Annotated in this window: 16 protein-coding genes; 2 read left to right on the forward strand and 14 right to left on the reverse strand. The window is 61.2% G+C overall.

Going from position 1 to position 16,404, the window contains the following annotated elements:
• Positions 1-12 precede the first annotated feature (12 nt).
• From mltG to AB4O25_RS11795, 9 genes are all read right to left on the reverse strand, one after another.
• Complete coding sequence (gene mltG / locus AB4O25_RS11755) at positions 13-1,134, reverse strand: endolytic transglycosylase MltG (protein ID WP_460150877.1); 1,122 nt, start codon at positions 1,132-1,134, stop codon at positions 13-15.
• 1 nt (position 1,135) lies between these two features.
• The gene (pabC, locus tag AB4O25_RS11760; protein ID WP_065876818.1) at positions 1,136-1,951 is read right to left on the reverse strand and encodes an aminodeoxychorismate lyase; all 816 of its coding nucleotides are present in this window, start codon (positions 1,949-1,951) and stop codon (positions 1,136-1,138) included.
• Positions 1,951-3,195 carry a beta-ketoacyl-ACP synthase II gene (fabF, locus tag AB4O25_RS11765; RefSeq protein WP_017529484.1) on the reverse strand — a complete coding sequence of 415 codons (1,245 nt, stop codon included), beginning with the start codon at positions 3,193-3,195 and terminating at the stop codon, positions 1,951-1,953. The genes pabC and fabF overlap by 1 nt, the downstream gene beginning before the upstream one ends.
• 144 nt (positions 3,196-3,339) lie before the next feature.
• Positions 3,340-3,576 (reverse strand): acyl carrier protein, encoded by a 237-nt coding sequence (gene acpP / locus AB4O25_RS11770; protein ID WP_005892238.1) that lies wholly within the window; start codon positions 3,574-3,576, stop codon positions 3,340-3,342.
• A 191-nt stretch (positions 3,577-3,767) separates the two neighbouring features.
• Entirely contained in the window at positions 3,768-4,511 is a 744-nt protein-coding gene (gene fabG / locus AB4O25_RS11775) for a 3-oxoacyl-ACP reductase FabG (protein WP_017529483.1), read from the reverse strand.
• 25 nt (positions 4,512-4,536) lie between these two features.
• Positions 4,537-5,475, reverse strand: a complete 939-nt coding sequence (gene fabD / locus AB4O25_RS11780; RefSeq protein ID WP_017529482.1) for an ACP S-malonyltransferase — start codon at positions 5,473-5,475, stop codon at positions 4,537-4,539.
• 140 nt (positions 5,476-5,615) lie between these two features.
• Positions 5,616-6,626, reverse strand: a complete 1,011-nt coding sequence (gene plsX, locus AB4O25_RS11785) for a phosphate acyltransferase PlsX (RefSeq protein ID WP_116079776.1) — start codon at positions 6,624-6,626, stop codon at positions 5,616-5,618.
• Positions 6,627-6,630: 4 nt separating this feature from the next.
• Positions 6,631-6,813 carry a 50S ribosomal protein L32 gene (gene rpmF / locus AB4O25_RS11790; RefSeq protein ID WP_003179396.1) on the reverse strand — a complete coding sequence of 61 codons (183 nt, stop codon included), beginning with the start codon at positions 6,811-6,813 and terminating at the stop codon, positions 6,631-6,633.
• Between the two features lie 13 nt (positions 6,814-6,826).
• On the reverse strand, positions 6,827-7,357 hold the full coding sequence (locus AB4O25_RS11795; protein ID WP_017529480.1) for a YceD family protein: 531 nt from the start codon (positions 7,355-7,357) through the stop codon (positions 6,827-6,829).
• Between the two features lie 105 nt (positions 7,358-7,462).
• Between AB4O25_RS11795 and AB4O25_RS11800 the strand changes: the two genes are divergently transcribed.
• Positions 7,463-8,041 (forward strand): Maf family protein, encoded by a 579-nt coding sequence (locus tag AB4O25_RS11800; protein ID WP_460150878.1) that lies wholly within the window; start codon positions 7,463-7,465, stop codon positions 8,039-8,041.
• Between the two features lie 132 nt (positions 8,042-8,173).
• Here the strand turns inward: AB4O25_RS11800 and AB4O25_RS11805 are convergent, their stop codons facing one another.
• Genes AB4O25_RS11805 through rluC form a run of 3 tightly spaced genes read right to left on the reverse strand, consistent with a single transcriptional unit; the run spans position 8,174 to position 10,789 of the window.
• On the reverse strand, positions 8,174-9,157 hold the full coding sequence (locus tag AB4O25_RS11805; protein ID WP_017529478.1) for a S49 family peptidase: 984 nt from the start codon (positions 9,155-9,157) through the stop codon (positions 8,174-8,176).
• A 23-nt stretch (positions 9,158-9,180) separates the two neighbouring features.
• Positions 9,181-9,843 carry an HAD-IA family hydrolase gene (locus AB4O25_RS11810; RefSeq protein WP_460150879.1) on the reverse strand — a complete coding sequence of 221 codons (663 nt, stop codon included), beginning with the start codon at positions 9,841-9,843 and terminating at the stop codon, positions 9,181-9,183.
• Positions 9,830-10,789 carry a 23S rRNA pseudouridine(955/2504/2580) synthase RluC gene (gene rluC / locus AB4O25_RS11815; protein WP_003175615.1) on the reverse strand — a complete coding sequence of 320 codons (960 nt, stop codon included), beginning with the start codon at positions 10,787-10,789 and terminating at the stop codon, positions 9,830-9,832. The genes AB4O25_RS11810 and rluC overlap by 14 nt, the downstream gene beginning before the upstream one ends.
• 767 nt (positions 10,790-11,556) lie before the next feature.
• On the opposite strand from rluC, the gene rne reads away from it, so the two are divergent.
• The gene (gene rne / locus AB4O25_RS11820; RefSeq protein WP_460150880.1) at positions 11,557-14,763 is read left to right on the forward strand and encodes a ribonuclease E; all 3,207 of its coding nucleotides are present in this window, start codon (positions 11,557-11,559) and stop codon (positions 14,761-14,763) included.
• Between the two features lie 62 nt (positions 14,764-14,825).
• On the opposite strand, the gene AB4O25_RS11825 is transcribed toward rne, so the two are convergent.
• Both AB4O25_RS11825 and AB4O25_RS11830 read right to left on the reverse strand, forming a co-directional pair.
• Positions 14,826-15,404 (reverse strand): nucleotidyltransferase family protein, encoded by a 579-nt coding sequence (locus AB4O25_RS11825; protein WP_460150881.1) that lies wholly within the window; start codon positions 15,402-15,404, stop codon positions 14,826-14,828.
• Positions 15,401-16,387 (reverse strand): XdhC family protein, encoded by a 987-nt coding sequence (locus AB4O25_RS11830; RefSeq protein WP_017529474.1) that lies wholly within the window; start codon positions 16,385-16,387, stop codon positions 15,401-15,403. Before AB4O25_RS11830 ends, AB4O25_RS11825 begins: the two co-directional genes overlap by 4 nt.
• Positions 16,388-16,404: the final 17 nt, after the last annotated feature.

The following is a 16,404-nucleotide window of genomic DNA, read 5'->3' on the forward strand; positions in this document are numbered from 1 at the left end:
CCTTAGTCAGAGTCATTGCGGGCTTTGCGGCGCGGCGGTGTCCGGCGTGGGCTCGGCGGGTGCGTCTGCGGGCGGCATCACGTCTTCGGCAGGCTTTGCCACCGGCGCCGGGCTGGAGCGGTAGTCGGCGCGGCGCTTGAGCTGAAACTCTCGCACGGCGGCATTATGCGCACCCAGGTCATCGGAGAAAATATGGCTGCCATCGCCACGGGCGACGAAATACAGACTGCTGCCCGGCACCGGGTTCAGCGCGGCATGGATCGCCTCGCGGCCGACCATGGCGATCGGCGTCGGCGGCAGGCCAGCCACCATGTAGGTGTTGTAGGGGTTGGCTTCCTTGAGGTGGGCGCGGGTCAACTTGCCGTTATAGCGCTCGCCCAGGCCGTAGATCACCGTGGGGTCGGTCTGCAGTAACATACCGACCTTCAACCGCCGCACAAAAACCCCGGCGATCTGCCCGCGCTCTTGCGGTACGCCGGTTTCCTTCTCGACAAGGGAGGCCATGATCAGTGCCTGATACGGATCGGTGTACGGCACATCGGCGGCGCGAGTGTTCCACTCCTGGGCAAGCACGTCATCCAGGCGGTTGTAGGCTTTCTTGAGAAATTCGACGTCCGTCATGCCACGCACGAAGCGGTAGGTATCGGGGAAGAACCGTCCTTCGGGAAATACGCCGGGGTGGCCGAGCTTCTCCATCACTTCGCTGTCACTCAGCCCCGGCAGGCTCTGCACAATCTTTTCGTGCTTGGCCAAGGCCGAGCGCACTTGGCGGAAATTCCAGCCTTCTACCAGGGTCAGGCTGTATTGCACCACTTCGCCGCGCTGCCACAGGCCGATCAGGCCTTGGGCGGTCATGCCGGGAGCCATACGGTATTCGCCGCTGTGCAGCGGCTGCCCATCGAGGTTGAAGCGCCAGTAAAGGCGCAACCAGAAGGCGCCATCGAGCACGCCGTCGGCTTCAAGGCGATTGAACATACCGGTAGGGGTCGCCCCAGCCGGCACATCGAGCAACTGCTCCTGGGTCAGGTTCAACGGTTGCTTCAAGGCAGCGTCGTATTTCCAGACAGAAAAGCCCAACAGCAACGCCGCCGAGAACAGACCGACCAGCAGCAGTACAACCAGTTTTCGTATCAACTCAAATATCCAATAGCGCGCGAACAATGCCCTGCAGTTTACGGGTGAGCGGGCCAACCGGCCAGCGCATCGCAGCGTACCCGCGCACCGGCCAAATGCCATAAACGCTGTTGCACATGAAAACTTCGTCGGCCTGCTGCAGTTGCTCGACAGTGATATCAGCCACGGCCACCGGGACGCCCAGCGTTTGTGCCTGGGCCAGGATCTCGGCGCGCATCACCCCGGCTACGCCGCAACGATTCAGATCGGCGGTTAGTAACAAGCCGTTGCGCACCAGGAACAGGTTGCTGAATACACCCTCGATCACACGCCCGGACATATCCAGCATCAAGCCTTCGGCGTGCTCGGCATCCTGCCACTCGGCACGGGCGATCACCTGCTCCAAGCGATTAAGGTGCTTGAGACCGGCCAGCAACGGCTGTTCAGCCAGGCGGGTGGCACACGCAAACAGGCGGATGCCATCGATTGCATGGGCGGGGGGATAAGTAGCGGGCGGACTGCCCTGCAAGATACGACGCACCGGCGCGTCAGGGTTGATCCCATAACCGCGCAGGCTGTCGCCGCGGGTGAGGATCAGTTTGAGGATACCGCTGCCAAGGGCGCCAGCGTAGGCCAGCACTTCGTGGCGGATCACGGTCGGCTCCGCCACCAGCGCAAGGCGCCTGCAACCCTCGTCGAGGCGCTGCAGGTGGCGGTCGAGCAGCACAGGCTGCCCGGCCTTGACCACCATGGTCTCAAACAGCCCATCGCCATACGCCAGGCCGCGATCTTTCAGGGGCACGCTGTCCGCTGGCTGACCGTCGACCCAGCTGTACATCACTCGGCGAACCGGCGGAACACCAGGGAACCGTTGGTGCCACCAAACCCGAAGGAGTTCGAGATTGCCACATCAATCGGCATCGGCTGGGCTTCGTGAGGCACGAAGTTCAGATCGCAGCCTTCGTCCGGCTCATCCAGGTTGATGGTCGGCGGAGCGACCTGATCCTTGATGGCCATGACGCTGAAGATCGCCTCGACCGCGCCCGCCGCGCCCAACAGGTGGCCGGTCATGGACTTGGTGGAACTCACGGCCAGCTTGTAGGCGTGCTCGCCGAACACCGACTTGATGGCTTCGGCTTCCGCCAGATCGCCCGTCGGGGTCGAAGTGCCATGGGCGTTGATGTACTGCACCTGGTCCGCATTGACCTTCGCATCGCGCAGTGCGTTGGTGATGCAACGCGCAGCACCGGCACCGTCGGACGGTGGCGAGGTCATGTGGTAGGCGTCGCCGCTCATACCAAAACCGATCAGCTCGGCGTAGATGGTGGCACCGCGCGCCTTGGCGTGCTCCAGCTCCTCGAGCACCAGCGCACCGGCGCCGTCGGACAGCACGAAGCCGTCACGGCCCTTGTCCCACGGACGGCTGGCACGGGTCGGCTCGTCATTGCGCGTCGATAATGCACGCGACGCGCCGAAGCCGCCCATGCCGAGGCCGCAGGCGGCCATCTCGGCGCCGCCGGCGATCATCACGTCGGCTTCGTCATAGGCGATGTTGCGCGCCGCCATCCCGATGCAGTGAGTGCCCGTGGTACAGGCTGTGGCGATGGCGTAGTTAGGCCCCTGTGCACCCAAGTGGATGGACAGGAAACCGGAAATCATGTTGATGATCGAGCCAGGCACGAAGAACGGTGAAATTCGACGAGGGCCGGATTCATGCAGCGTGCGGCTGGTTTCTTCGATATTGGTCAAACCACCAATACCCGACCCCATGGCCACGCCGATGCGCTCACGGTTGGCGTCGGTGACTTCCAGGCCGGCGTTACGCACCGCCTGAAAACCGGCTGCCAGGCCGTATTGAATGAACAGGTCGAGTTTGCGGGATTCTTTGATCGAGAGATATTCCTCGACATTGAAACCCTTTACCGAGCCGCCAAAACGGGTGGAATAGGCAGAAAGGTCCGTGTGTTCGATCAGACCAATACCACTGTGGCCAGCCAGAATGCCCTGCCAACTGCTCGGCACATCCGTACCCAGTGGCGACAACATACCCATACCGGTGACTACGACGCGTCTACGCGACACAGCACTCTCCTTTTTCTTGATGACGACACTTCGTTTCAGAGCTCACTTTTCATCGGCGCCAGTTTTCATAGACGCTAAAGAAAAAACCGCACGCCGTTACAGCAGTGCGGTTTTTCCCTGACAGCAAGCGACGACTACAAACTATTACGCCTGGTGGCTAGTAACGTAGTCGATGGCAGCTTGAACAGTAGTGATTTTTTCAGCTTCTTCGTCCGGGATTTCGGTCTCGAATTCCTCTTCCAGAGCCATCACCAGCTCAACGGTGTCAAGGGAATCGGCACCCAGGTCTTCTACGAAGGAAGCAGTGTTGACCACTTCGTCTTCTTTAACGCCCAGTTGCTCGGCAACGATTTTCTTGACGCGCTCTTCGATGGTGCTCATACCTTGTTTAACTCCTAATGGACAAATTCAGGCAGCTGGCCAGTGGGTAAGTGTATAGAAAGCCATTTCAGCTTTTCAACTGAAAGCTTCACCCTGTACCCGCTCGGCCACCTGTCTATAAATTAAGTTGCAGCTTTATAACGGATTTTAGACAGCTCGTATGACATTTTTTTGAAGCGATCCGTCACAATTTAACTCATGTACATCCCGCCGTTCACCGGGATTGTAGCCCCAGTCACGTATGCCGCACCGTCGGATGCCAGGAAAGTGACCACATTCGCGATCTCTTGAGCCTGGCCCAGACGGCCCAGCGGAATCTGCGTCAGCAAGGCTTCACGCTGTGCTTCAGGCAGTTCGCGGGTCATATCGGTGTCGATGAACCCTGGGGCCACCGAGTTGACCGTAATCGACCGCGAGCCGACTTCACGCGCCAGTGCACGGCTGAAACCCTCCAGACCGGCCTTGGCGGCTGCATAGTTTACTTGGCCTGCGTTGCCCATGGCACCCACTACGGAGCCAATATTGATAATTCGACCCCAACGCGCCTTGGTCATCCCACGCAAAACACCCTTGGACAGGCGAAACAGACTGTTCAGGTTAGTATCGACCACGTCGTGCCACTCGTCGTCTTTCATGCGCATCATTAGGTTGTCACGGGTGATACCGGCGTTATTCACCAGAATCGCCGGCGCACCGAACTGTGCGGTGATCTCGGCCAGTACGGCAGCCACGGACTCGTCGCTGGTCACGTTCAGCTCAAGGCCGGTGCCTTGAACGTCGTTTTCCTTCAGGGTAGCGGCGATACGCTCGGCGCCCGAAGCAGACGTGGCGGTGCCGATCACGATAGCGCCCTGACGGCCCAGTTCCAGGGCGATCGCCTGGCCAATGCCACGGCTGGCGCCGGTAACCAGTGCAACTTTACCTTGCAGACTCATGCAGGCTTCTCCTAAGTTCGAGGGGTCAGGCCTGCGCCGCGCGAGCGGCAGCGAAGGCATCCGGGGTATTGAGGTTGGCAGTCGACACGCCATCGGCGCAGCGTTTGTTCAGGCCGGCCAGGACTTTGCCTGGGCCGCATTCGACCAGCTCGGTAGCGCCGTTAGCAGCCAGGGTCTGGACCGATTCAACCCAGCGCACCGGCTTGTACAGTTGTTCCAGCAGGTCGCGCTTGAGGGTCTCGAGGTCGGCGGCTACCGCCGCGCTGACGTTCTGTACCAGCGGGATCTGCGGCGCCTGCCAGTTGATGGCGGCGATGGACTCGGCAAAACGCTCGGCCGCCGGGCGCATCAGCTCGCAGTGCGACGGCACGCTCACCGGCAACGGCAACGCGCGCTTGGCGCCACGGGCCTTGCAGCCTTCAATGGCACGCTCGACTGCCGCCTTGGCACCGGCAATCACCACCTGGCCTGGGGAGTTGAAGTTCACCGCACTGACCACTTCACCCTGGGCCGCTTCGGCGCAGGCTTCGATCACTACCGCGTCGTCCAGGCCCAGGATAGCGGCCATGCCGCCCTGCCCAGCCGGGACGGCTTCCTGCATCAATTGACCACGGCGCTCGACCAGCTTGACGGCCTCACCCAGGGTCAGGCTGCCCGCCGCTACCAGGGCGCTGTATTCACCCAGGCTGTGACCGGCCACGAATGCCGGGCGCGCGCCGCCTTCGGCCAGCCACAAGCGCCACAGGGCGATCGAAGCGGTCAGGATGGCCGGTTGGGTTTTATCGGTTTGATTGAGTTGCTCTTCCGGCCCTTGCTGGGTCAGCGCCCACAGGTCGTAACCCAGGGCGTCGGAAGCTTCCTTAAAGGTGTCCAGGATCAACGGGTATTGCGCGCCCAGCTCGGCCAGCATGCCGAGGGACTGCGAACCCTGCCCTGGAAAGACGAATGCGAGGGATGTAGACATGTAACAAGCCCCTAAATGATCAGGTCGTCGGAAATGGTCGCTCCCGATCTTAAAATGAAGGGTGGGAGCGCACGAAACTGACAGATTGGATGGTCAATTGAACTGGCCGGTCACATTTAAGCACTCCCGGGCCAATTCGCCTAAGGCAACAGATCCTCAAGACGGCCGTGCAACCGTTGCGGCAGGTTTTCCTGGATCTCGATCACGGCTCGCGCAATGGCACTTTGAAACCCTTCCACACCGGCCGAACCGTGGCTTTTCACCACAATGCCCTGCAACCCCAGAAAGCTCGCGCCGTTGTGCCTTGCCGGCGCCAGGTCAGCCTGTAACCGCCGCATCAATGGCAGCGCCAGGGCGCCGACAAAGCGCGAGACCATGCTCTGCTTGAACAACGCCTCAATGCGCGCGGCGATCATGGTCGCCAGCCCTTCACTGGACTTGAGCAGGATATTGCCGACAAACCCGTCGCACACCACCACATCCGCTTCGCCGCGGTATACACCGTCACCCTCGACAAAACCGATGTAGTTCAGGCCGCGCGCGCCTTGCAACAGGGTAGCGGCCAGCTTGACCTGCTGGTTGCCCTTGATGTCTTCGGTGCCGATATTCAGCAGGGCGACTCGCGGGCGGGCCACGCCCAGCGCTTCGGCGGCCACCGAGCCCATCACGGCGAACTGGAACAGGTGCTCGGCACTGCAATCCACATTCGCGCCCAGGTCCAACAGCTGGCAATAGCCTTTCTGCGTCGGAATCGCCGCGACCATCGCCGGTCGGTCAATACCCGGCAGAGTCTTGAGCACGTGCCGCGATAACGCCATCAACGCCCCGGTATTACCGGCACTGACGCAGGCTTGCACCTTGCCATCACGCAGCAACTCCAAGGCCACCCGCATTGAGGAGTCGGGCTTGCCGCGCAACGCTGCCGCCGGCTTTTCATCCATGGTGATGGTTTCGCTGGCTGGCGTAATCGTCAGGCGCGCGCGATCCACAACCGGATGGCTGGCAATCAATTCTTCAAGGAGTGAGGGTTGACCGACAAGGGTCAGGTGCAACGAGGGCGTGGCAGACAGGCTGGCAATGCAGGCCTGAACAATGCTGCGGGGACCGAAGTCCCCGCCCATTGCGTCAATCGCGATGACTTGAGCAGACAAGTGATTACTCGTCAGCGCCCTTGTCGATCACTTTACGGCCACGGTATACGCCTTCTGGCGATACGTGGTGACGCAGGTGAACTTCACCAGTGGTCTTTTCCACGGACAGGGTGCTAGCCTCGAGAGCGTCGTGCGAACGGCGCATGTCACGGGCGGAGCGGGATTTTTTGTTCTGCTGAACAGCCATAATTGATTAACTCCTAAACGTTTGGGTCACGCTTTAACTGCGCCAATACACTGAACGGGTTGGACCGCGTTACCTCGTCCTCGCTCGGCTCGGCCTCGTCATCGAGACCCTCCGGCTGCTGGCATTCTTCCGGATGATGAGCAGGCACAATGGGCAAGGCGAGCAGAAGCTCCTCCTCGATCAGTGCATGCAGATCCAATGGATCTTCGCCCAGTTCCAGCACGTCATAACCTTTCGGCAACGACTGGGTATTCGCACCCTCCTTCACCACGGCGTAACTGCATTCGCTGTGGATCGGCAGGGTGACCAGCTCAAGACAACGCTGGCAAACCATTTTGACTTCGGTGTCGACAAAGCTGTGGATCACCACAGATTTGCGTTCATCTCGTTCAAAAACGAATTTGGCCTGCACCGTACCGACATCGTCGGAAAGCGGGTCGCAGAGTCTCTTCAAATCGGCCAGCAGCAGTTCACCTTGAAGGGTGGTGCCACGGTCAGCCAATTTGCGCGGGTCAACGTGAGGTGGAATCGGGTCATTCAACATAGGCGCAGCATTATAGGGATGCACCCGGCCATGTCAAAGGAAATTCAGCCCTGTGCGTCAGCCGGTCGCCCCGCTAGAATCCGCGACTGCTTTGAGGAGATGCCCATGCTGCCTTTATTACTTGCTTCCAGCTCGGTTTATCGCCGGGATTTGCTGAGCCGCCTACGCCTGCCGTTCATCTGCAGCTCGCCGGATATCGACGAAAGCCACCGTGCCAACGAGCCTGCCGTGGAACTGGTCAAGCGCCTGGCTGAACAGAAGGCACGCGCCCTTGCAGCTCAATACCCCGAGCACCTGATTATCGGATCGGACCAGGTTGCCGCACTGGACGGGCGGATTATCGGCAAACCGCACACCTTCGAAAACGCCCGCGAGCAGTTGTTGGCGGCCAGCGGCAAGCGTGTGAGCTTTCTCACCGGCCTGACGCTGCTCAATACCAAGACAGGGCACTGCCAGGTGGACTGCGTTCCGTTTACCGTACACATGCGCGAACTAGACGTTGAGCGCATCGAGCGCTATCTGCGGACCGAACAGCCTTATGACTGCGCGGGCAGCTTCAAGGCCGAAGGGCTGGGCGTGAGCCTGTTCCAGAGTACCGAAGGGCCGGATGCCAGCAGCCTTGTAGGCCTGCCACTGATTCGACTGGTGGACATGCTGCTGGCCGAAGGCGTGCAAATCCCCTAGGAGAAACATAAATCAAAATGTGGGAGGGGCTTGCCCCCGATAGCGATGGACCCACCAGCTTCTTTATGGCTGACACACCGTCATCGGGCACAAGCCCCCTCCACATTTTTGATATCTACCTGCCCCGAACTGTCAGCGCAGGCTCGGGCCCTGGAAGCCCATGTACAGGGCCAGCTTCTCCGCCACGCTGGCACCGAGTTTTTTGGAGAAGCGATCAAACGGCGATTCCTCAACCGTGAAATCCACCAACTCCTTCTCGCCAATCACGTCACGCGCCACCGAACTGGCACTGCCCAGGCCATCGACCAAGCCCAGCGGCAGCGCCTGCTCGCCTGACCAAACCAGACCCGAGAACAACTCCGGGTGCTCTTTGTCTTTCAGACGATCGCCACGCCCCTGCTTCACGCTGGCAATGAACTGGCGATGGGTAGTATCAAGTACGCCCTGCCAGAACTGGGTCTCATCGGCCTTTTGCGGCTGGAATGGGTCAAGGAACGCTTTGTGCTCGCCTGAGGTATAGGTGCGACGCTCTACCCCGAGCTTCTCCATGGTGCCAACAAAGCCGTAACCCGCCGCTGTCACACCAATGGAACCCACCAGGCTGGCCTTGTCGGCATAAATCTGGTCAGCGGCGCTGGCAATATAATAGGCACCCGAAGCCCCCAGGTCGGAAATCACCGCATACAGCTTGATATCCGGATGCAGGCCGCGCAGACGGCGAATCTCGTCATACACATAACCCGACTGCACCGGGCTGCCGCCCGGGCTGTTGATGCGCAGGATCACGCCCTTGACCTTTGGGTCCTCAAATGCGGCACGCAGACTGGCGACGATGTTATCGGCGCTGGCCGGCTCCTTGTCGGCGATGACCCCACGCACTTCGATCAACGCGGTGTAGTTGGCGCCGCGCGTCGCGCTTTTTTCCATGTCCATCAGCGGGCTGAACAAGGCCAGCATGAGCAACAGATAAGTAAAGGTCAGCAGCTTGAAGAAAATCCCCCAGCGCCGTGCGCGACGTTGCTCCTGGACGCTGGCCAGAAGCGTCTTCTCCAGCAGCTTCCAGCTTTTGTCGTCACCACTTTCTGCCTTTTCAGGCGCTTTCCACTCGTCACTCATGTGCCATCAACCCCGGCTAAGACTTATCGGGCCCGGCTGAGCCAGGCCTGCAATTGCGAAAAATGATCGATCATGACCCTGGGCTCGTATGGCTGCAACGCCTCGGCGGATTGGGCGCCATAGCTGACCGCCACACTGTCCATGCCGGCGTTGCGCGCCATCATCAAGTCGAAGGAGGCGTCACCCACCATCAGTGCCTGGCGGGCAGACACGCCGCAATGAGCCAGGATCTGCTCCAGCATCAGAGGATGTGGTTTGCTGGCGGTTTCATCGGCGGCGCGGGTGATATCGAAATAGTCTTCCCAGCCATGGGCCCTGAGCACCCGATCCAGCCCGCGACGCGCCTTGCCGGTGGCGACCGCCAGGTAGTAACCCTCGGCACGGAAGGTGTCCAGCGATTGCACAACCCCTTCAAACAGCGGCGAAGGCTCAGCCTCCAGCGCAATGTAGTGATCGGCGTAGTGCTCGCGAAAAGTGATCAACTCAGGGTCGGTGATTTCGGGATACAGGGTGCGAATCGCCTCAGGCAAGCCCAGACCGATAATGCCCTTGACCGCCAGGTCGCTGCACAACGCAAAGCCTGAACGGGTAGACGCCACGTGTATTGATTCAACGATACGGCCAATGGAGTTGGCCAGGGTCCCGTCCCAATCAAAAATCAGCAGCTTGTAATCAAGGTGCGACACTCAAACGCTCCACGGTCTTGGCCCACATCTCATCGACCGGCGCCTGCAGCTTCAATTCGCCACCATCCGGCAGCGGCACGGTAAGCATGTAGGCATGCAGGAACAGGCGCTTACCGCCCAGGTCGCGGATTTCCTTGGAGAAACCCTCATCACCGTACTTGGTATCGCCCGCAATGCAGTGGCCCGCATGCAGGGTATGCACGCGGATCTGGTGGGTACGCCCGGTCACCGGCTTGGCCTCGACCATGGTGGCGAAGTCACCGAAGCGGCGCAGCACCTTGAACAGGGTCAGGGCTTCTTTGCCCTCCTCGTCCACTTCGACCATGCGCTCGCCCGAACGCAGGTTGCTCTTTTGCAGCGGCGCGCGGACGCTCTTGATCGAACTGGCCCAGTTGCCGCGCACCAGCGCCATGTAGCGCTTGTCCACGCCATCGCCACGCAGGGCGGTGTGCAAGTGGCGCAGCATGCTGCGTTTTTTGGCAATCATCAGCAGGCCAGAGGTATCGCGGTCCAGCCGATGGACCAGCTCAAGCTCCTTGGCATCCGGGCGCAATTGACGGAAGGCTTCGATCACGCCGAAGTTCAGGCCGCTGCCACCGTGAACCGCAATGCCACACGGCTTGTTGATCACGATCAGCTTGTTGTCTTCGAACACGATCGATGCTTCCAGGCGCTGCAACAGCCCCTGGGCCAAGGGCACAGGCTCGTCACGCTCAGGCACGCGCACGGGCGGCACACGAACGATATCGCCCGCCTGCAACTTGTACTCGGGCTTGATGCGCCCCTTGTTCACGCGCACTTCGCCTTTACGCAAGATGCGGTAAATCAAGGTCTTGGGCACGCCTTTGAGCCTGGCCAGGAGAAAATTGTCGATGCGTTGGCCGGCATATTCCGGCGAGACCTCAAGCAGCTGGACGCTGGGGGTCGGGGGGGCGGTAGTCGTCATGGCGGCGATGATAACAATTTTTTATGGAATTGAAGCACTTAATCATTGCTGCTATAGTCGCGAACGCCGCCAAAAGCGGCCTGGCCAGAGGACATGCGGCAAACTGCCGGCCCTGACCATCGCAATTCATCAGGACGCGAGGCCGTCCTACGGGGCTTTCGCCACCTTGGAAGGCTCAGGATTGTAACAAGCGCAGGTGACATGAGGCCTGAAGCGAGTGCGATGCGCAGAGTGAATACTCGCGTTGCGCGCCGATATTTACGGCCAGTTCACAAAGTGCAGTCAGTCTTGTGCCAGACCATGGCGAATGCTTCGGAAACAACGCCTGTTAAGAGCTGAGTGAGAGCGCAATCGCCCACATTCAGTCTTGTTTAGCCATGAGCGTGGACTCCCCATTGGAGAACACGGTAAATGCCAACCCGCTGCGGATTCTGCGCGCGGCAGCACCCGAATTATCAGGGATACGTGTAGGGTGGAGATGCACAACCGTCGGACCGTGTAGCACTAGGCTTATATTTAGACGCTTCATCTCGTCCACAGTCGTCGGTTGATTCCTCCTCCTGACCTTAGCTTTTGTTGAAGTGGTGCCTTTGTCACCACCGCTAACAAGCAGGACGCGTCCGTCGCGATGCCCGCCCAATTGGCAGGCTTTGCTGGACACTGGAGTGGCCAACCACTCTTGACGCACCTGACACCGACCGTGAGAAGTCGTGTGTGCCGAACGCCGTTTCCGGCAGCCCGGAAACCGACGGTACAACATGAAAAGAATGCTGATTAACGCAACTCAACCCGAAGAGTTGCGTGTTGCACTGGTAGATGGCCAACGCCTCTACGACCTGGACATCGAGTCCGGTGCACGCGAGCAAAAGAAGGCCAACATCTACAAAGGCCGTATTACTCGCATCGAACCAAGCCTTGAGGCAGCCTTTGTCGATTTCGGCTCCGAGCGCCACGGCTTCCTGCCCCTTAAAGAAATCTCCCGCGAGTACTTCAAGAAAGCCCCTGAAGGTCGCGTGAATATCAAGGACGTCCTGAGCGAAGGCCAGGAAGTCATCGTTCAGGTCGAAAAAGAAGAACGTGGCAACAAGGGCGCAGCCCTGACCACTTTCATCAGTCTGGCCGGCCGTTACCTGGTGCTGATGCCGAACAACCCACGTGCCGGCGGTATCTCCCGTCGCATCGAAGGCGAAGAGCGCAACGAACTGCGTGAAGCGCTGAACGGCCTGATCGCACCGGCCGACATGGGCCTGATCGTGCGCACTGCGGGCCTGGGCCGCAGCAGCGAAGAAATGCAGTGGGACCTCGACTACCTGCTGCAACTGTGGACCGCCATTAAAGAAGCCTCGCTGGATCGTTCCGCGCCGTTCCTGATCTACCAGGAAAGCAACGTGATCATCCGCGCTATCCGCGATTACCTGCGCCAGGACATCGGCGAAGTGCTGATCGACAGCGTTGAAGCCCAGGACGAAGCCCTGACCTTCATTCGCCAGGTGATGCCGCAGTACGCCAGCAAGATCAAGCTGTACGAAGACAGCGTGCCACTGTTCAACCGTTTCCAGATCGAAAGCCAGATCGAAACCGCCTTCCAGCGCGTGGTTGAACTGCCTTCCGGCGGCTCCATCGTGATCGACCCGACCGAAGCCCTGGTGTCCATCGACATCAACTCCGCGCGCGCCACGAAGGGTAGCGACATCGAAGAAACCGCCCTGCAGACCAACCTGGAAGCGGCTGAAGAAATCGCCCGCCAGCTGCGTCTGCGTGACATCGGCGGCCTGATCGTGATCGACTTCATCGACATGACCCCCGCCAAGAACCAGCGCGCCGTGGAAGAGAAAGTCCGCGAATGCCTGGAAGCTGACCGTGCCCGCGTACAGGTCGGCCGCATCTCGCGCTTCGGCCTGCTGGAGATGTCCCGTCAGCGCCTGCGCCCTTCCCTGGGCGAGAGCAGCGGCATCGTCTGCCCGCGCTGCAACGGCACCGGCATCATCCGTGACGTTGAATCGCTGTCCCTGGCGATCCTGCGCCTGATCGAAGAAGAAGCCCTGAAAGACCGCACCGCCGAAGTCCGCGCGCAAGTGCCGATCCCGGTTGCAGCCTTCCTGCTCAACGAAAAACGCAACTCGATCACCAAGATCGAACTGCGCACCCGCGCCCGTATCGTGATCCTGCCGAACGATCACCTCGAAACGCCGCACTTCGAAGTGCAGCGCCTGCGTGATGACAGCCCGGAAGCCCACAGCGGCCAGTCCAGCTATGAAATCGCCGCGGCAGCTGCCGAAGTGGAAGAAGTCCAGCCAGCTGCCGCGACCCGCACCCTGGTTCGCCAGGAAGCAGCCGTGAAGACCGCGCCGGCCCGCGCCAACGCACCGGTGCCGGTTGAAGTCGCAGCCCCGGTTGCCGCGCCGGCCGCCCTGCCTGAGCCAAGCCTGTTCAAAGGGCTGGTGAAGTCGCTGGTCAGCCTGTTCGCCAGCAAGGAAGAGCCTGTGGCACCGGTAGTGGTTGAAAAACCCGCATCCGAACGCCCGGCACGCAACGAAGAGCGTCGCAACGGTCGCCAGCAAAGCCGTAACCGCAACGGTCGCCGTGACGAAGAGCGCAAGCCTCGCGAAGAACGTGCACCGCGTGAAGATCGCGCGCCACGTGAAGAGCGTGCGCCTCGCGAAGCCCGTGAAGACACCCCGGCCGTCGCCCGTGAAGAACGTGCACCCCGCGAAGAGCGCGCACCCCGCACCCCGCGCGCCCCACGTGAAGACCGCAAGCCACGTGGCGAGCGTGAAGAGCGCGTGCGTGAACTGCGCGAGCCGCTGGACGCCGCCGCGCCAGCCGTTGCTGGCGCTGCCGCCACTACCGAAGAGCGCCCGGCCCGCCAGCCGCGTGAAGAACGCGCCCCACGTGAAGAGCGCCAGCCGCGCCCTGCGCGTGAAGAGCGTCAACCACGCGCCGAGCAAGCCGCTGCCGCCAGCGAAGAAGAAGTGCTGACCGGTGAAGAGCACTCGCAGGAAGATGGCCAGGAAGGCGCCGAAGGCGACCGTCCACGCCGCCGCTCCCGTGGCCAGCGTCGTCGCAGCAACCGTCGCGAGCGTCAGCGTGATGCCAACGGCAACGTGATCGAAGGCTCGGAAGAAGCCGGCGAGAACGCGCAAGCCCACACCAGCGAACCGACCGGCGCCGAACTGGCTGCCGGGCTGGCCGTTACCGCTGCCGTTGCCAGCTCGGTCATCAGCGCACCTGCTGAAGCCCAGGCTCACGAGCAAGCTGAACGCGCCACGGCTGCTGTCGAAGAAACCGCTGCTGTAGAAGCGCCTGTTGCCGAGACTCCCGTAGTTGAAGCACCTGTCGTTGAAGCCACCACCCCGATCGAAGCCCCAGTGGTTCCGGAAGTGGAAGTGGCACCGGTTCGCGACGCCCAGCCAGAAACCGAAGTGGTTGCCGTTGAACCGGCTCCAGTGGTTGAACCTCAGCCAGTGGTTGAAGCCCCGGTTGAAATCGCGGCTCAAGCCCCGGTTGCCGAAGAAGCCGCCCCGACAGTGCGTGAAGTTCGTGAAGAACAGACCGCCTTCCAATGGGCTGCCGAGCCCGCCGCTCCGATTGAAGCCCCAGCGCCTGCGCCTGTCGTAGAAGAAGCGCCGGCACCGGTTGCCGAAGTGGTTGAAGCGGCTCCGGCTGTGGTTGCCGAGCCTGCGCCAGCGGTCGAAGTGCCGGCCGTCGCCGAAGTTGAAGCGCCAGTGGTCGAAACGCCCCCTGCCAGCGCCCTGACCGAAAACGGCCGCGCACCGAACGACCCTCGTGAAGTGCGTCGCCGTCGCAAGGAAGCTGAAGCCGCCGCTGCCGCCGCTGCTGCTGCTCCAGCCGTAGTCGAAGCCGTCGAGGCGCCAGCCCCGGTTGCTGAAACCGTGGTTGAGCACGCCGCTGCTGAAGCAGTGGTAGAGCACCAGGCCCAGGAAGAAGAACACGAGACCAAACCTCTCGTCTGATTCCATGAGCCACTAAAAAGCCCCGCCTGAGTGATCAGGCGGGGCTTTTTTATGGTTGCTGATTAGCGGTAATCCAACGACGCGGGCACATCCACATCCCATGACACACCGGGGTCATCCACCGGCACTTCCTTCAGCGCAGCCTGCGCAAACAGCGATTTGGCACCACGGTCCCCGATCAATGCCACCAAGGCAGGCCCGAATGCGCGGGCAAACGCGACCGGATGCCCATACCGCCCGGCATGCACGGGCACGTTGATGCTATCGAGACCTTCCATCACGCGCTCGATTGTCGAGGCCTGAATAAACGGCATATCCCCCAGCACCACCAGCCAGCCCTGCGCCGAAGCGCTGGCCGCGACGCCTGCGGCAATGCTGTGGCCCATGCCGGCCGATCGCAGCAACAAGACCTTGCAGCCATACGTTTTGGCCAACTGAATAACGGCCGTACGATCCGGCGAAGTCACCACCCAGCGCTCCACCAGCCCCTGCGGCAGATTCACCAGCACTTGTTCGATCACCGGCCGCGTCACGCCGTCCCGGCCGACGCAGGGCGCCAGCAACTTATCCTGATCCCTCCCCGCTTCAGCGCGAAACCGGCTGCCCTGCCCTGCCGCCAGCACAATCGCGGCGAGCGTCACTCAACCACCACTGGCAAGGGTTTTTTCTGCATCGGCGCCACGCCATTTTTGATCGCGACAATTTCCGCCAGTAGCGACAGAGCGATTTCCGCCGGTGTGTGGCTGCCGATATGCAACCCAATCGGCCCGTGCAACCGCGCGATCGCCGCCGCCGATAAGCCCAATGCAGCGAGGGTTTCCCGGCGTTTTTGCGTGTTGACCCGCGACCCCAGCGCACCGATGTAAAAAGCACTCGAATTCAACGCAGTCAGCAATGCCATATCGTCCAGACGCGGGTCGTGAGTCAGGCAGACAATGGCCGTGCGCTCGTCGGTCTGGATACTCAATACCGCTTCATCAGGCATGCCCGGCACAAAACGACCATGTTGCTCTTCCCAGCCGTACACAAACTCTTCACGCGGGTCGCAGATCAACACTTCAAAATCCAGCAAACGCGCCATTTCGGCCACGTAGCGCGACAGTTGCCCGGCACCGATCAACAGTAGGCGCCAGCGCGGGCCGTAGATGGCCCGCAAGCGTTCACCGTCGAAGCTCACCACGTCGGTCTTGCTCGCGCTGCTCAAGGTGACTTCGCCGGTGGCCAGGTTCAGCTCGCGCGCGACGACTTGATGGTCCTCACAACGCGCCAGCAGTTCCTCGACCCAACCCCAGTCATCCACCCGCTCTTCGGTCAGGCGCAGGGTGCCGCCGCAAGGCAGGCCAAAACGCGCCGCTTCATCGCGCGTCACGCCGTAGGTCACCAATTGCACGGGCGGGCCGTCAGCGGGTAAGCGGCCATCCTGCAGGCGCGCGATCAGGTCATCCTCGATGCACCCACCCGAAACCGAGCCAATCACCACCCCATCGCCGCGCAAGGCCAGCATCGCCCCCGGTGGGCGCGGGGCACTGCCCCAGGTCTGCACCACGCTGTACAACACCACTCGCTGCCCGGCGCGGCGCCATTCGAGCACGCTGCGCAGGACATTCAGATCCACACTGTCCATCACGCCTCCCGCCAGCG

It is taken from the genome of Pseudomonas sp. S3_A03 (assembly GCF_054668275.1).

Coding starts and splice junctions, on each gene's coding strand:
- AB4O25_RS11795 (WP_017529480.1), bottom strand. CDS start 7,357: ATGTTGAATGACCCGATTCCACCTCACGTTGACCCGCGCAAATTGGCT.
- AB4O25_RS11800 (WP_460150878.1), top strand. CDS start 7,463: ATGCTGCCTTTATTACTTGCTTCCAGCTCGGTTTATCGCCGGGATTTG.
- AB4O25_RS11830 (WP_017529474.1), bottom strand. CDS start 16,387: ATGGACAGTGTGGATCTGAATGTCCTGCGCAGCGTGCTCGAATGGCGC.
- rne (WP_460150880.1), top strand. CDS start 11,557: ATGCTGATTAACGCAACTCAACCCGAAGAGTTGCGTGTTGCACTGGTA.
- rluC (WP_003175615.1), bottom strand. CDS start 10,789: ATGACGACTACCGCCCCCCCGACCCCCAGCGTCCAGCTGCTTGAGGTC.
- fabD (WP_017529482.1), bottom strand. CDS start 5,475: ATGTCTACATCCCTCGCATTCGTCTTTCCAGGGCAGGGTTCGCAGTCC.
- pabC (WP_065876818.1), bottom strand. CDS start 1,951: ATGTACAGCTGGGTCGACGGTCAGCCAGCGGACAGCGTGCCCCTGAAA.
- rpmF (WP_003179396.1), bottom strand. CDS start 6,813: ATGGCTGTTCAGCAGAACAAAAAATCCCGCTCCGCCCGTGACATGCGC.
- fabG (WP_017529483.1), bottom strand. CDS start 4,511: ATGAGTCTGCAAGGTAAAGTTGCACTGGTTACCGGCGCCAGCCGTGGC.
- acpP (WP_005892238.1), bottom strand. CDS start 3,576: ATGAGCACCATCGAAGAGCGCGTCAAGAAAATCGTTGCCGAGCAACTG.
- AB4O25_RS11805 (WP_017529478.1), bottom strand. CDS start 9,157: ATGAGTGACGAGTGGAAAGCGCCTGAAAAGGCAGAAAGTGGTGACGAC.